15 protein-coding genes are annotated in these 13,795 nt (G+C 68.0%); 6 read left to right on the plus strand and 9 right to left on the minus strand.

Translation table 11 applies throughout. The features are described from left to right. The first annotated feature begins 26 nt into the window (after positions 1-26). Positions 27-848: an alpha/beta fold hydrolase gene (locus ACTWLT_RS10460; protein ID WP_445318152.1), complete on the plus strand. Its 822-nt coding sequence runs from the start codon at positions 27-29 to the stop codon at positions 846-848. 11 nt (positions 849-859) lie between these two features. On the opposite strand, the gene ACTWLT_RS10465 is transcribed toward ACTWLT_RS10460, so the two are convergent. From ACTWLT_RS10465 to ACTWLT_RS10495, 7 genes are all read right to left on the minus strand, one after another. Next, positions 860-1,693: a helix-turn-helix transcriptional regulator gene (locus ACTWLT_RS10465; RefSeq protein ID WP_445318153.1), complete on the minus strand. Its 834-nt coding sequence runs from the start codon at positions 1,691-1,693 to the stop codon at positions 860-862. Between the two features lie 263 nt (positions 1,694-1,956). Beyond that, a complete protein-coding gene (locus ACTWLT_RS10470; RefSeq protein WP_445318154.1) occupies positions 1,957-3,381 on the minus strand; it encodes an aldehyde dehydrogenase family protein in 1,425 nt (474 codons plus the stop codon). Positions 3,382-3,465: 84 nt separating this feature from the next. Beyond that, positions 3,466-4,431, minus strand: coding sequence for a quinone oxidoreductase family protein (locus ACTWLT_RS10475; RefSeq protein ID WP_445318155.1), 966 nt, complete (start codon positions 4,429-4,431; stop codon positions 3,466-3,468). Next, positions 4,428-4,790, minus strand: coding sequence for a hypothetical protein (locus ACTWLT_RS10480; protein WP_252415357.1), 363 nt, complete (start codon positions 4,788-4,790; stop codon positions 4,428-4,430). Before ACTWLT_RS10480 ends, ACTWLT_RS10475 begins: the two co-directional genes overlap by 4 nt. After that, positions 4,787-5,653, minus strand: a complete 867-nt coding sequence (locus ACTWLT_RS10485; protein WP_445318156.1) for a DODA-type extradiol aromatic ring-opening family dioxygenase — start codon at positions 5,651-5,653, stop codon at positions 4,787-4,789. Before ACTWLT_RS10485 ends, ACTWLT_RS10480 begins: the two co-directional genes overlap by 4 nt. Before the next feature lie 29 nt (positions 5,654-5,682). Then, positions 5,683-6,453 (minus strand): citryl-CoA lyase, encoded by a 771-nt coding sequence (locus tag ACTWLT_RS10490; protein WP_445318157.1) that lies wholly within the window; start codon positions 6,451-6,453, stop codon positions 5,683-5,685. Further along, positions 6,438-7,574 carry a CaiB/BaiF CoA transferase family protein gene (locus ACTWLT_RS10495; RefSeq protein WP_445318158.1) on the minus strand — a complete coding sequence of 379 codons (1,137 nt, stop codon included), beginning with the start codon at positions 7,572-7,574 and terminating at the stop codon, positions 6,438-6,440. Before ACTWLT_RS10495 ends, ACTWLT_RS10490 begins: the two co-directional genes overlap by 16 nt. Before the next feature lie 194 nt (positions 7,575-7,768). On the opposite strand from ACTWLT_RS10495, the gene ACTWLT_RS10500 reads away from it, so the two are divergent. Both ACTWLT_RS10500 and ACTWLT_RS10505 read left to right on the plus strand, forming a co-directional pair. After that, a complete protein-coding gene (locus ACTWLT_RS10500) occupies positions 7,769-9,205 on the plus strand; it encodes an amidohydrolase family protein (protein ID WP_445318159.1) in 1,437 nt (478 codons plus the stop codon). Between the two features lie 3 nt (positions 9,206-9,208). Continuing rightward, on the plus strand, positions 9,209-10,012 hold the full coding sequence (locus ACTWLT_RS10505; RefSeq protein WP_445318160.1) for an IclR family transcriptional regulator domain-containing protein: 804 nt from the start codon (positions 9,209-9,211) through the stop codon (positions 10,010-10,012). On the opposite strand, the gene ACTWLT_RS10510 is transcribed toward ACTWLT_RS10505, so the two are convergent. Next, positions 10,009-10,323 (minus strand): hypothetical protein, encoded by a 315-nt coding sequence (locus ACTWLT_RS10510; protein ID WP_445318161.1) that lies wholly within the window; start codon positions 10,321-10,323, stop codon positions 10,009-10,011. The genes ACTWLT_RS10505 and ACTWLT_RS10510 overlap by 4 nt on opposite strands. 306 nt (positions 10,324-10,629) lie before the next feature. On the opposite strand from ACTWLT_RS10510, the gene ACTWLT_RS10515 reads away from it, so the two are divergent. From ACTWLT_RS10515 to ACTWLT_RS10525, 3 genes are read left to right on the plus strand one after another with little or no spacing between them, the layout of a single operon-like run. Continuing rightward, positions 10,630-11,139 carry a TIR domain-containing protein gene (locus tag ACTWLT_RS10515; RefSeq protein WP_445318162.1) on the plus strand — a complete coding sequence of 170 codons (510 nt, stop codon included), beginning with the start codon at positions 10,630-10,632 and terminating at the stop codon, positions 11,137-11,139. Next, complete coding sequence (locus ACTWLT_RS10520; RefSeq protein WP_445318163.1) at positions 11,136-11,990, plus strand: macro domain-containing protein; 855 nt, start codon at positions 11,136-11,138, stop codon at positions 11,988-11,990. The genes ACTWLT_RS10515 and ACTWLT_RS10520 overlap by 4 nt, the downstream gene beginning before the upstream one ends. A gap of 2 nt (positions 11,991-11,992) precedes the next feature. Beyond that, on the plus strand, positions 11,993-12,442 hold the full coding sequence (locus ACTWLT_RS10525) for an HIT family protein (RefSeq protein WP_445318164.1): 450 nt from the start codon (positions 11,993-11,995) through the stop codon (positions 12,440-12,442). A 232-nt stretch (positions 12,443-12,674) separates the two neighbouring features. Here ACTWLT_RS10525 and ACTWLT_RS10530 read toward each other — a convergent pair whose 3' ends face one another. Then, on the minus strand, positions 12,675-13,649 hold the full coding sequence (locus ACTWLT_RS10530; protein ID WP_445318165.1) for a toll/interleukin-1 receptor domain-containing protein: 975 nt from the start codon (positions 13,647-13,649) through the stop codon (positions 12,675-12,677). Positions 13,650-13,795: the final 146 nt, after the last annotated feature.

Below are 13,795 nucleotides of genomic sequence, written 5' to 3' on the forward strand. Positions count from 1 at the left end.
CCGTCCCATGACCAGGAGGCATCGGCATGAGCTACCTCACCACGCAGGACGGCACCGACATCTACTACAAGGACTGGGGCGAGGGACCGGTCGTCACCTTCTCCCACGGCTGGCCGCTGAGCGCAGACGCCTGGGACGGGCAGATGCTCTTCCTCGTCCAGAACGGGTTCCGGGTGGTCGCGCACGACCGTCGCGGCCACGGCCGGTCCAGCCAACCCCGCTCGGGCAACGACATGAACGGGTACGCCGACGACCTGGCCGCGGTCATCGAGGCGCTGGATCTGCGGGACGTCACGCTGGTCGGTCACTCCACCGGGGGTGGCGAGGTGGCCCGCTACATCGGCCGCCACGGCACGGGGCGGGTGGCCAAGGCCGTGCTCATCTCGGCCGTACCGCCGATCATGGTGCAGAGCCCGGACAACCCGGAGGGCCTGCCGATCAGCGCCTTCGACGACCTGCGGGCCCAGCTCTTCGCCGACCGGTCGCAGTTCTACCAGGACCTGGCCCTGATGTTCTACGGCGCCAACCGGTCGGGCGCGAAGGTGTCCAAGGGGATCCTCGACCAGTTCTGGCTGTGGAGCATGCAGTCCGGCCTGTGGAACGCGTACCAGAGCATCAAGGCGTTCTCCGAGACCGACTTCCGCGACGACCTGGCGAAGTTCGACATCCCGACGCTGGTCATGCACGGCGAGGACGACCAGATCGTGCCGGTGAAGGACTCGGCGCACAAGACCGCGCAGCTCGTCGCGAACGCCAAGGAGATCTACTACCCGGGTGCCCCGCACGGCATCACGTCGACGATGCAGGACCAGGTCAACAAGGACCTGCTCGCGTTCCTGAAGAGCTGACGGAAGCCGTCTCAGACCTGCTGCGCGCCGATGACGGAGAGCAGCCGCAGCTTCTCGTCGCTCTCCGACCCGGGTACGGCGGTGAAGACCAGCAGCGTCTGGGACTGGTCGGGATCGACCAGGGTCTGGCAGTGCAGCTCCAGTGGCCCCACCTCGGGGTGCAGGTAGTGCTTGGGCGGGCAGTAGCCGCCCGGCACCGGGTGCTCGCGCCACAGCTGCGCGAACTCGTCGCTCGTGGCCAGCAGGGATTCGACGATCGCCGCCGCCCGCGAGCCGCGGCCGTCACGGGTGTACGCGGCGTGCAGGTGTGCCACGAGGAGCCGGCTCTGCGTCGCGTGGTCCTGCGCCGGGTGCATCCGCCGGGTCTGCGGGTCGGTGAACCAGCGGTGGTGCAGGCTGCGGTCCAGCCCGGTGTGTCGGGTCTCGTCGCCGAGCAGCGCGATCGCCGGCGCGGTCTGTGCCAGGGTCTCGCCGAGGTGGTTCACCACCTGGGCGGGGGTGTCCTGCAGCCGGTCGAGGATCCGCATCATGCCCGGGTTGACGTGGTCGGCACGGACGGTCCGGTGCGGGACGGCGTGCCCGGCGAGCTGGAACAGGTGGTCCCGCTCGGTGAGGGAGAGCCGCAGGCCGCGGGCCAGGGCGGCGAGCATCTGCTCGGAGGGGTGCGGCCCGCGCTGCTGCTCCAGCCGGCTGTAGTAGTCGGTGGACATCCCGCTCAGCGCGGCGACTTCCTCGCGCCGCAACCCTCCGGTACGCCGTCGCTGGCCCCGCGGCAGCCCCACGTCCTCGGGCTGGAGCGCCTCGCGGCGGGTCCGCAGGAAGCTGGCGAGTTGGGCGCGGTCCACGGTGTCTCCGATCGGTGGGTTGCCGGCGGTGACCGGCACGTCGAGTGCAACCCGCGAGCCCGGGTGCGATGTTCCTGCACGGGTTCCGCGCCCCGAGGAGACGACCCCCTGCACCGCGCCTTTGCTCTGCTTCACCCCACGCAACACCGGACGTCCGGTATCCGGACAGGAGGTGGTGCGCCCGGTGAAGCAGAGCAAAGAGCGCAGAGGGTGCGGTAGCGGGCGGACCCAACCGACGGTGCGGGCGGGCGGTTGTCCGGCGCTCAGCGCTGGATGGACTTGGTCTCCAGGAACTCCTCCAGGCCCATCCGGCCGAACTCGCGGCCGTTGCCGGACTGCTTGTAGCCGCCGAACGGGGCCAGCGGGTTCCACTGACCGGCGTTCACGTCCACCTGACCCACCCGCAGCCGCCGGGCGACCGCCAGCGCGTGCTCCGGCTCGCCGAAGACGCCGCTGGTGAGCCCGTACAGCGTGCCGTTGGCGATGGCGACCGCCTCCTCCTCGTCGGCGTAGGGGATGATCGTCAGCACCGGGCCGAAGATCTCCTCCTGGGCGATCACGGAGGTCGGGTCGACGTCCGCGAAGATCGTCGGCTGGACGTAGGCGCCCTTCGCCAGGCCCTCCGGCCGGTCCGGGCCACCGAACACGAGCCGGGCGCCGTCGGCGATGCCCCGCTCGATGTAACCGACGACCTTCTGCCGGTGCGCCTCGGAGGCCAACGGGCCGATCCCGGTCGCCTCGTCGGTCGGATCACCCACGGTGTACTGCTTCGCCGCCTCGACGGCCAGCGCGACGACCTCGTCCTGACGGGAGGCGGGCACCAGCATGCGCGGCCAGGCGCCGCAGACCTGCCCGCCGTTGGCGAACGCCATCATGACGCCCTTGCCAACCGCCGTCGGCAGGTCGGCGTCGTCGAGGATGATGGTGGCGCCCTTGCCGCCCAGCTCCAGCGCGACCCGCTTGACGGTTTCGGAGGCCACCACCGAGATCCGCCTTCCGGCGCGGGTGGAGCCGGTGAAGGAGATCATGTCGATGTCCGGGTGCGCGGACATGGCCTCGCCGACGACCGCGCCGGTGCCGTACACGACGTTGAAGACGCCATCCGGCACGCCCGCCTCGGCGGTGACCTCGGCGAGGATCCGCGCGGTCAGCGGGGCGTTCTCGGAGGGCTTGAAGACCATCGTGTTCCCCGCGAGCAGCGCCGGCGCCAGCTTGGAGACGACCTGCTGCAACGGGAAGTTCCACGGCGTGATCGCGCCGACGACGCCGATCGGCTCGCGGACGATCAGCGAGTTGCCGACCTCCTCGGTCCAGGCGAACTCGTCGGCCAGTCCGGCGACGGATTCGATCACCGCGGCCGGGAAGCCCACCTGGGCGGTCCGGGACATGGCGATCGGGGAGCCCATCTCGGCGGTGATCGCTCCGGCGATCTCCTCCTGCCGGGCGGCGAGACCGGCGGCGACGGCGCGCAACACGTCGGCCCGCTGCCGCGGTGTGGTGGTCGCCCAGCCGGGGAGCGCCGCGCGGGCGGCGGTGACCGCCCGGTCGACGTCGGCGGCCGTGCCGGCCGGGGTCTCGGCGACGATGTCACCGGTCGCCGGGTTGACGACGGGAAGGGTGCCGGCCGAGCCGGCGACGATCCCGCCACCGATCCAGTGACCGGTGACGGTGTAGGTGGAAGGTGTCATGGACCGACCGTCGCACCGGCGCCGAGCCCCAACCAGGTGCGGTTCATCCAGGGACTCGCGATCCCTGGCTGGGGCCGGGCCCGGTCAGAGCGCCAGGACGACTCGGCCGGCCGCGGTGCCGCCGTCCTGCCGGGACCAGGCGTCCGCGACCGAGGCGAACGGCACGATCTCGTGGTCGACGGTGAGCCGGCCGGCGGCCGCGTGCCCGGCCACCTCGGTCAGCGACGCCGCCCGCTGGTCGGCCGACAGCCCGTTGTTGGTGTAGCCGATCATTCGCAACGAGCCGCTGCGCAGGACCGCGGACTCGATCGGGGCGGTCGCGCCGGCGGCGCTGCCCAGGTTGACCAGACGACCACCGGGGCGCAGCACCCGCAGTGCCGCCGCGGCGGGGACGCCGAAGACCGGGTCGAGGACGAGGTCGACGGGGCCGTCGGCGGCCTGTCGCAGCCGGTCGGCCACGGATGCCACGTTGTCGTCCGGGAGCAGCGGGATGGAGACCGCGGCGCCAAGGTCCTCGGCCCGGGCCCGCGCCGCGGCGGAGCGGGCCACGGCGATCACCCGGCGTGCCCCGCCGAGCAGGGCCAGTTGGACGGCTGCCTGCCCGACCACACCTCCGGCGCCGAGCACGACGACCTGTTCGCCGGCCGCGAGGCGACCTGCGTGGGTCAGGGCAGCGTGCGCGGCGACGGCGGAGAGCCCCAGGGCCGCCAGCAGGGTCAGAGGTACGTCGTGCGGCAGCGCCACCACGTCGGCGCTCGGCACCGCGACGGTGCTCGCCATGCTGCCGTCCACCCCGGACCTCATCCCGGCCGAGGTGCCGAACCACACCGGGGTGCCGTCGGTGAGCCGGCCGACTCCCTGCACCCCGGGCACGTACGGGGTCGCCGGCGTGCCGAAGTAGCTGGTACCGCTTGCGCAGAGCACGTCCAGCGGGGTGATCGGCACGGCTTCGACAATGACGGTCACCTCGCCGTCGGCCGGCACGGGGGCCGGCCGCTCGGCGATCGTCGGTGGAGTGCCGCAGGCGCTGAGCAGGGCAGCGCGAATCACGTCGCGATGTCCGGGTAGGGCATCGCGAAGTGGGCGAGCCGCGCGCCGTAGGACTTCTGGTACTCCAGCGGCTCGGTGTTGTCCCTCTCGAAGAGTGCGATGAAGAGGGTCAGGGTGAGGAACGGATGCGCGCCCAGCTCGAACAGCTTCACGTGGTCGTGGGTGGCCAGGGCCTCCCGCTCGACGTCGTCGAAGCGCAGCCAGGTGCTCGCCTCGCCGCTGTGGCAGTTCAGCACGGTGTTGGCGCACTCGGCCTCCCACCAGGCGACCAGTTCGCGCGGCTCGCTGCGGTAGCGCTCGACCAGCTCGGGGTCGCGGTCGACCATGAAGAGGAACTTGTTCAGCAGGTACTTGCTCATGCCGCCGGTGCTCCGTTCCGGTACCAGGTGAAGTACGCCTCCATGGTGTGGAACAGGTCGAGGGTGTCGACGTAGTCGGCCTTCACGCCAGCCCCGGCCACGCCCATCATGAGCATGAAGTCCATGAAGCCGTGGGTGGCGTTGCCGGGCGAGTGCAGGCTGTCCAACGTCACCTCGCGCAGGCACCCGTCGAGGTCGCCGTTGGCGATCCACTCGACGGCCCGCTGGTCGAACTCCGGGTCCGGGCCCTGCGGGCCGAACTGGCGGGGGCCGCCCAGCTCCAGCGAGAGGTGGCCGGTGCCGATGACGGCCACCCGCAGGTGCGACGGCCACGACTCGACGATCTCCCGGATGGCCTGGCCGAGCTGGACGAAGCGCTTCGGCTGCGGCAGCGGTGGCGCGAAGATGTTCGTGTAGATCGGCACGATCGGCAGGTCGGCCTCGGGCCGCAGCGTGATGATCGGGCAGGTGATGCTGTGGTCGATGCGCAGCTCGTTGCTGAACGCCAGGTCGAAACCGGAGTCGAGTCCGGCCCGCAGGATGTGCCCGGACAGGTCCTCCTGGCCCTTGAGCAGCATCCGGGGCAGCCCGAACTCGCGCTCCTCGTTGTACCAGTTGGCGTCGTAGCTGGGCGCCTTGCCGACCAGGAACTGCGGCATGTTGTCCAGCCAGAGCTGGTGGAAGTGGTCCGAGCCGACCATCACCAGCACGTCGGGCCTGGCCCGTGTCAACGTCTCACGGAACGCCAGGATCTTGCTGGTCCACTCGTCCGCGAACGGTGGCCGGTCCTCGCCGGTGGCCGTGCTGGCCCGGTAGTAGAAGGGGTGGTGGGTGGAGGCGATGACCGCGACGACGGTGGCCATTCCGCTCCTTTCGCTGCAGTGGAGGGGTCTCAGGTCTCGTAGACGGCGTTGCGGTCCACGGTGCGGTAGATGTCCATGCCGAGCGGCCGCCGCCGCTCCTCGGCGAGGTGCCCGAGCAGCCCCGCCGCGCGGGCCAGCAGGGCGAAACCGCGCAGCATCTCGACGGGAAGCCCGAGGTCGGCGAGCGCCGCGCCGCAGACGCCGGCGCCGTTGAGCGGGAGGGTCCGCCCGAGCACCTGGGGGTGCACCCGTCCGATCGCCTCGAACAGCCGCAGGTACGGGCCGTACTGGCCCTCCTCGGTGGCGATCCGGATCAGGACGGGTGTGCGCGGGTCCTGCTCCTTGTGCACGGGGTGCCCGAGCCCGGGAACCAGCCGGCGTTCCTGCTTGGCCCGCGTGACCGCGTCGAGCGCCACCGCGTCGTAGTCGGTGACGTCGCCGGCCTGTGCGAGCGTGTCGGCGAGGAAGCGACCACAGTCCTCGGTGACGCCGAGGAAGCGGGAGCCGCCCCCGAGCAGGCCGGCGGCCAGCGCGCCCTGCAGCGACTCCGGCGCGGACAGGTAGGTCAGCCGGGCCGCGATGGCCGTCGGGGTGAAGCCGTGGTCGGCGAGCGCCACCAGCACCGCCTCGAAGACCCGTACCTCACCCCGGGTGGGGCGGCGGCCAGCCACCAGCCAGTACGCCAGCTCGCCGAAGCCGACCTGGCCCATCAGGTCGGCGGCCAGGTCCTGCCCGAGCAGGGAGATGGTGGTTGGGTCGGACGTGCCGATCCCGGTCGGGAAGCTCACCTCTTCAGCCACACGCGGATCTCCTCTCCGTGTTCGTCGAGCCCGGGCGGCGGCAGCTCGTACCGGGCCGGGGTGTCTGAGAAGGTGATGGGGTTGCGGACGCCGGGCACGTCGCCGACGGCGACCACCGGGTCGAGCCCGAGCTCCTGGGCGAGCGCCACGCCGCCGTCGATGGTGTTGATCGGGGCACAGGGGACACCCGCGGCGAGCAGGTCGCGGAACCACTCGTCCTTGGTGCGCTTGGCGAGGCGTTCGACGAGCAGGGGTCGCAGCTGCTCGCGGTTGGCCGTGCGGTCCTGGTTGCGTCCGAAGCGTGGGTCGTCGGGCAGGTCGGGCAGGTCCAGCCCCTGGCAGAGCTTGCGGAACTGCCCGTCGTTGCCGGCGATGACGATCAGCTCGCCGTCGGCGGTGGGCAGCGGCTCGTACGGGAAGAGGCTGGGGTGTGCGTTGCCCATCCGGAACGGGACGGTGCCGCCGGCGACGTAGCCGCTGGAGTGGTTGACCAGGCCGGACAGCGCGGAGCTGAGCAGATTGACCTCGACGTGCTGACCCTTACCGGTCGCGCCCCGGTGATGCAGCGCGGCGAGGATGCCGATGCTCGCGTGCAGCCCGGCCATCACGTCGAAGACGGAGATGCCGGCCCGGTACGGCGGCCCGTCGGGCTCGCCGGTGAGGCTCATCAGCCCGGAGATCGCCTGCACCATCAGGTCGTAGCCGGGAAAGTCGGCGCCGGCCCCGGTGCCGAAGCCACTGATGCTCGCGTACACGATCCTGTCGTTGCCGGCGGTGACGGTGTCGTAGTCCAGGCCGAACCGGGCGAGGCCGCCGGGCCGGAAGTTCTCGATCATCACGTCGGCGCGGCGGGCCAGCTCCTGCGCGGCCGTCAGGTCGTCCGGGTTCTTCAGGTCCAGGGCGACCGACCGCTTGTTGCGGTTGATGCCGAGGTAGTACGTCGAGACGCCGTCGCGGGTGGGCGGCATCCAGGTGCGGGTGTCGTCGCCACCGGGGCTCTCCACCTTGATCACCTGTGCGCCCAGGTCCGCCAGGAGCATCGTCGCGTACGGCCCGGCGAGGATCCGGGAGAAGTCCGCGACGAGCAGGCCGGCCAGGGGCCCCGTCGATTGCTGCACCATGTTTCCGCCCGTTCTGCGGACACATGTCCGCCGAGACAGCTTGCGTCACCGCACCGGGCGTGTCAACGCTCGATTCACTGCCCGGAAACACGCTCTTGACACGACTCGTGACCGGTACCACACTTGCGCCACTCGGGGCTGGCCGCACAGCGGACATCAGTCCGAACCCTCGTGCCCGAAAGGAATGGGTGGCGATGAGCGCAACCGACCGGCCGGTGGTCTTCCGCAACGGCCTGGTTCTCACCATGGACGACGCACACACGGTGCTGCCCGGCGCTGACGTGCTGGTCATCGACGGCCGGATCGCGGAGGTCGGCGTCGGCCTCACCGCTCCCGACGACGCCCTGGAGATCGACGCCACCGACGGCATCCTCATGCCGGGAATGGTCGACACCCACCGGCACATGTGGCAGACGGCCATGCGGGGGTACGGCGCCGACTGGACCCTGACCCAGTACTTCGTCTGGTACTACCTGGAGTCCGGCAAGCTGTTCCGGCCCGAGGACGTGTACGCCGGCAACCTGCTCGGCGCGATCGAGGCGATCGACGCCGGTGTCTCCACCACCGTGGACTGGTCGCACGGCCTGCAGACACCCGACCACGCCGACGCGGCCGTCGACGCTCTCGAGGCGGTGCCCGGACGGTTCGTGCTCGCCTACGGCAACATCCAGCAGGGCCCGTGGGAATGGGCCGCCTCGCCGGAGTTCCGCGACTTCCACCGCCGCCGGATCGACGGCGGCAAGCTGGCCGGCTTCCAGATGGCGTTCGACGTCACCGGCGACCCCGCCTTCCCCGAGCGCGCCGCCTTCGAGGTGGCCCGGGAACTGGGCGCCGCGGTGACCACGCACGCCGGCGTGTGGGGCGCCACCAACGACGACGGCATCCGGCTCATGCACGAGAACGGCTTCATGAACCCCTCGACCGTCTACGTGCACGCGGCGACGCTCACCCACGACTCGTACAACCGCATCGCCGCCACCGGTGGCTCCGTCTCCGTCTCCACCGAGAGCGAGCAGAGCGCCGGGCAGGGCTACCCGCCCACCTGGCAGCTGCGCCACCACGACATCCCGGTGTCGCTGTCGATGGACACCAGCGTGTGGTGGAGCGGTGACCTCTTCTCGGCGATGCGGACCACGCTCGGCGCCGACCGCTCGCGAGAGCACCTGGAGGCGCACGCCAAGCAGGAGACCATCACCCACTGCCACCTGCGCGCCGAGCAGGTCGTCGAGTGGGCCACCCGTGGCGGCGCCCGCGCCCTCGGTATGGACGCCGCGATCGGCGCCCTCACCCCCGGCCGGCAGGCCGACGTCGTCCTGATCAAGAACGACGCCTCGCCGGTGATGTTCCCGATCCTGAACCCGCACGGTCACGTCGTCTTCCAGGCCCAGCGTGGCGACGTGCACACCGTGCTGGTGGGCGGCCGGGTCGTCAAGCGCGACGGCCGCCTCGTCGGCGTCGACCTCGCCGCCGCGCGGTCGACGGTGGCGGCCACCATCGACAACCTCCGCGAGACGATGGGGGAGGAGGCGTGGCAGCGGGGCATGAACCCGGACGTCCCCGAGACCGCCATCCTGGAGAACCCGTACCAGTACACCGAGTGGGACGCCGGCTCGGCGCAATGGAAGCATTGAGGCATGAGTGACAACGGAAGGGGCGCCGGACCCGACTTCATCGAGGCTCTCGCCCGTGGGCTCGACGTCCTGCGCTCCTTCCGTCCCGGCTGCCCGTCCACCACGCTCAGCGAGATCGCCGCAGCCACCGGCCTGGCCCGGCCCACCGTCCGGCGCATCCTCATCACGCTCGAGTCCCTGGGCTACGTCCGCGCGGTCGGCCGTGGCCACGCCCTCACCCCGCGCGTCCTCGAACTGGGGATGGCGTACGTCAACGCGCTGAACATGTGGGACGTGGCCCGGCCGCACATGGAGAAACTGGTCGCGCAGACCAACGAGTCGACCTCGATGGCCCAGCTCGACGGCAGCGACATCGTCTACGTCGCCCGGGTAGCCGTACCCAAGATCGTCACGCTGGGTGTCACCATCGGCACCCGCTTCCCGGCACCCGCGACGTCGATGGGCAAGGTGCTGCTCGCGGCCCTCCCACCGGAGACGCTGGCGACCGTCCTCGCCGAGCCCAGCCGCTCCGGCATCACGCCGCGCTGGCAACCCGCACCGGGCGACCTCGACACTGTGCTGCGCGAGGTCCGGGCCAAGGGCTGGGCGCTCGCCGACCAGGACCTGGCACCGGGAATCCGGTCCGTCGCCACCGGCGTACGCGACGGCGACGGGCGGGTCGTCGCCGCCATCAACGTGACAGTGCACGCCGCCGAGACCTCGCTGGAGACCCTGCGCGAGGAGCACCTTCCGAGGTTGCTGCGCGCGGCCGCCGACATCGGGCACGACTGGGCGCTCACCGCCGCCGTGCCAGTGGTCACGGCTTAGACGAGCAAGACCTCACTTCGGGTTGGCCGGGCCCAGGTGATCGGCAGGCCGGGCGGCGCGGCCCAGGGCATGTCCTGCCGATCATGAGCTTCGCGGATCGTCCGGGGCAGCGCCGACACCCAGCCGGATGCCATAGTGCACCGATGAAGGCAGTCGCGCACCACGTGCAGACGGCGTTGGGCGAAGTTGACCGACGGGAACAGGGCGGCGGCGATCTGGTCGGTGGTCAGCACCCCCTGATCGGCCAGCCAACCCAACAGCACCAGATCGCGGCTGGCCAGCCCGGACTGCACCCGCAGGATCGACTCCATCACCGCCGGCCACCGCCTCGGGCCGGGACCCGGCCAGCTGCGGATAGCCGCGTACGCCCCAGCGGGGACCCCAGGAAGGGGTCAAGCAGCCACCGGGGACACACCGGTTCTGAACTGGTTGCCACCCCACTTCATGTCCGGTTGGGGGTCTGGAAGTTTTGCTTACTTATCGATGATTCCCTGGCGCATGAAGCCCGCATCAGCGTGTCTCGGCCAAAGCCTCACCGTCGTCGAGTAGATTGCCTCGGCTCCGATGCGGAGCGTCGTCCCGATGATCGAATAGCTTGATGATGGAGCATGCACCTTATGAGCTACCGAAATAAGACCTATGTCGCCTTCGCGAGCGAAGACATTAACAGCTATCGTCTTATGCAGGCGTGGAAAGAGAACCAGAAGATTGATTTCTCCTTCTTCGATGCCCACGCCCTGTACGTTGCCCGCGATACGAGCACTCGAGAGACTATCAAGGGCAGGCTTCGCGAGCGGATAAAGAACGCCAAGCAGATCGTTCTGCTCGGCACCACCACGGGGAAGAAGAAGGGCAGTGACGGGAAATCCTTCCTCGCTTATGAGATCGATTTGATCCTCGAACTCAACCTGCCCGTCGTGGTTGCCAATCTGGATGGGAATAGGGAAGGTGATAACGCCTTCATTCCGAGCCCGCTACTTGAAGCCGATTACTACACCATGTCAGTTTCCTTCCAACCCAAAATCATTGCGCACGCGTTGGACAATTACGTTCCGGGGTTTGCGAATAGCTCCAAGGTGGGCGCCTACCACTATAAGCCCGAAGTGTACAAGAAATTGGGCCTGTGAGGATTAGCATCCTGCGGGACATCTCTCGTCCACGATTTTGGAGGGCATTCGCCGTCAATGCATTCGCGGGCATTGGCGTTATGGCAGTACTTTTCGGGATCTACGACGTCATCGAGCCTAATGCAATCTCCAAGGTGGAGGCTCCTACCGCCATCATTGTCCTTGTGGCCGCCTTGCTGTATGCAACGTGGAGATGTTGGCCACGTCCTGTCGAGCAACAGTACTCGAAACCGAAGACGATGATTCGGATCGTCGAAGGGGATATCTTTGACGAGCAGTCGAACCTGGTCATCGGAATGACGACCAGCTTTGACACCGACGTGCCCCAGGTCATCAGTGCCACCAGCATTCAAGGCCAGTTCCTAGAGAAGGTGTTCGGCCATGACCGCAGCGCCCTAGATGCTGAACTGGCGGCGGCCCTCAGTGCAATTCGGCCTGAAGGCAACATTAAAAAGCCCGGAAAGACCACCACTTATGCCACGGGCACGGTAGCGACGATTCGGCAAAATCGCCGACACTTCTTTTGCGTGGCCTACAGCTCAATGGATTTACGCAACCAAGCGAGTGCGACAATCGATGGGCTCTGGCGAAGTCTGAACAATCTTTGGGACGAGGTCCGCGCTCGTACGAACGGCGATCCGGTGGCAACCCCCATTATTGGTGGTGGGCAATCGCGGATATCGCAGATCCTTCCGGCGCAGGACTCCGTTCGCTTCATCGCCCTCTCCTTCATTCTTGCGTCACGTCACGCTAAGGTGTGTGATCGCCTCGATATCGTGGTGCGTCCCGAGGACTCCGAGAGCCTCGACATGCTTGAAATACAGGCATTCTTACGATCTCTCCGGGAGTAGAGATGGCGTCCGGAAGTATTGATGTTCCCGTAGCGGATCCATGCGCATTTTGCGACTACCTCTTTGGCAAACGACCTTTTACGGTCCTTCATCGAGCAAGCCTTTACGCGATCCTAGTCACTCGGGAGCAACGTGGGCTTTCTCACCTTCTCGTAGTTCCGACTAGTCACCGTCCTACGCTTTTGGATCTCCAGGCGGATGAGCCATCTGCATTGATGGAGGGCCTACTCGTTGCGGCTCGCATCATCGATAAAGCCGAACGCAGCCCAGGTATCGCGGTCTGGCAAAATAACGGCGTGCCTGCGCATCAGACGATTCCTCATGTTCACTTCCATGTCGCCGGCACTCTTCCTGACGGCGGAACCGACTGGGAAACTGTTCCTGAACTCAGCGTCGAAGAGACCGACAAGATCGCGCTTAGGCTGCGGCCCTTCCTTCCTCTCGCAAACTAGCCCGGCCGCGTAGGCGGCCTATACTGATCTAGGTTGCCGATTACGTCGCCTTTATCGCTGACGGTCAGTCAGTCTCCCGATCGGTGGCGTTGGCCGGTGGTTCTGGCTGTTAGCTAAAGAAGCGGCGGACGACGACCTAATCGTCCGCCGCCATCAGATTCGGGACAAAGCGGGGCCGCCGGAGGCGGCTATTTCTGAGTCATGCGAATGCGGCAAACCGACGGAGACTCGCTCAACCTTCCAGAAGCCGGCCGACGGTCGGGCTGACTCGGTGCACCTTTACCAGTCCACCCAGCGCCCTGAACGCCGCCACAAGGTCGCGCGACTCCAGTTCCTTGAGCACCTGGTCTACTACCAGTGGTTCGCTTCCTACATCTTGCGCGAGCGAGTCTGCTGTCTGGCCACCCGTCTGCGGCCCGTTGGCTAGGATTGCAATAATTCGGTACCTGATCTCTGTGATGTCCGGTACCACATTTTCGATCCCGGCATCGAAGCCGTAGGGTGTAAGACTGAGGCGGATTACCACACCGCCATTCCTGATGTCCGCATCCAAATAGTCGCCTTCGGCCAGCGCGTGTACCGACTCGAGAATTCGGCTGTTCGGGATACCAGCTTCCTTCGCGCGTTCCTCAATCTCTCCCCACCTCAGCGCGATGAGGTGACCGTTGGCGATTGCCTGTCTGATCGCCTCGCATAGTACGAACGAGTCGGCTGCGGTGAGGCCGGGAATTGAGGAAGTCATCTCGATGTATCGAGGCTTCACACCCACCACCGGTCGACGGGAGACGTTGTGAAGCAGATCGGCGATCTCGGCTGCGACGCGATCGATGGACTCCGAGGTTCGCTCCGCTGGCAGCCACACGAGATGACGCAGGGGCTCCGGCATCTCGACCTCATCCAAGCGAACCGGGATCAGACGAGTGCCTCTCTCGATTCGCGACACCGCCGCGCTGTCTAGCTCCTCACGTACCCAGCGCTTCTCAGCCGAGTCCTTCGACGTCACCAGAATGACTGCGTCAGCCGTCTTCAAACCTTCGTCAAACAGGCGCTGCACGAGGCTGTCCCCTGGCCTGATCTCCCACTTGTCTAGCCATGGCTGAACGCCAAGTGCCGCTAGCCTCCGGCTGAGTGGCTCCGCGAAGGAGGCCTTGTCCTCGCTGGCGTGCGATACGAAGGCAACGGGGGCGTTTGCACTCTCGCTGGTCATCCCGCAATTCTGCCGCGTCCCTCATGGCGATGGGCACCTGGGCTCGGACTCGCCCTCCGCCAGGCGGCCTGAAGCGTCGTGGTAATGCCTTACTGGGCCGACGGCGGCGACACCAGCCTCACAAACGCCGTCCTGCTCTCCGGCCA

The sequence above is a fragment of the Micromonospora yongxingensis genome (genome assembly GCF_052601155.1).

What these genes read in the sequence shown, in the direction of transcription:
- ACTWLT_RS10460 (WP_445318152.1), top strand. Translation starts at nt 27, where the DNA reads ATGAGCTACCTCACCACGCAGGACGGCACCGACATCTACTACAAGGAC.
- ACTWLT_RS10470 (WP_445318154.1), bottom strand. Translation starts at nt 3,381, where the DNA reads ATGACACCTTCCACCTACACCGTCACCGGTCACTGGATCGGTGGCGGG.
- ACTWLT_RS10480 (WP_252415357.1), bottom strand. Translation starts at nt 4,790, where the DNA reads ATGAGCAAGTACCTGCTGAACAAGTTCCTCTTCATGGTCGACCGCGAC.
- ACTWLT_RS10485 (WP_445318156.1), bottom strand. Translation starts at nt 5,653, where the DNA reads ATGGCCACCGTCGTCGCGGTCATCGCCTCCACCCACCACCCCTTCTAC.
- ACTWLT_RS10495 (WP_445318158.1), bottom strand. Translation starts at nt 7,574, where the DNA reads ATGGTGCAGCAATCGACGGGGCCCCTGGCCGGCCTGCTCGTCGCGGAC.
- ACTWLT_RS10500 (WP_445318159.1), top strand. Translation starts at nt 7,769, where the DNA reads ATGAGCGCAACCGACCGGCCGGTGGTCTTCCGCAACGGCCTGGTTCTC.
- ACTWLT_RS10505 (WP_445318160.1), top strand. Translation starts at nt 9,209, where the DNA reads ATGAGTGACAACGGAAGGGGCGCCGGACCCGACTTCATCGAGGCTCTC.
- ACTWLT_RS10510 (WP_445318161.1), bottom strand. Translation starts at nt 10,323, where the DNA reads ATGGAGTCGATCCTGCGGGTGCAGTCCGGGCTGGCCAGCCGCGATCTG.
- ACTWLT_RS10515 (WP_445318162.1), top strand. Translation starts at nt 10,630, where the DNA reads ATGAGCTACCGAAATAAGACCTATGTCGCCTTCGCGAGCGAAGACATT.
- ACTWLT_RS10525 (WP_445318164.1), top strand. Translation starts at nt 11,993, where the DNA reads ATGGCGTCCGGAAGTATTGATGTTCCCGTAGCGGATCCATGCGCATTT.
- ACTWLT_RS10530 (WP_445318165.1), bottom strand. Translation starts at nt 13,649, where the DNA reads ATGACCAGCGAGAGTGCAAACGCCCCCGTTGCCTTCGTATCGCACGCC.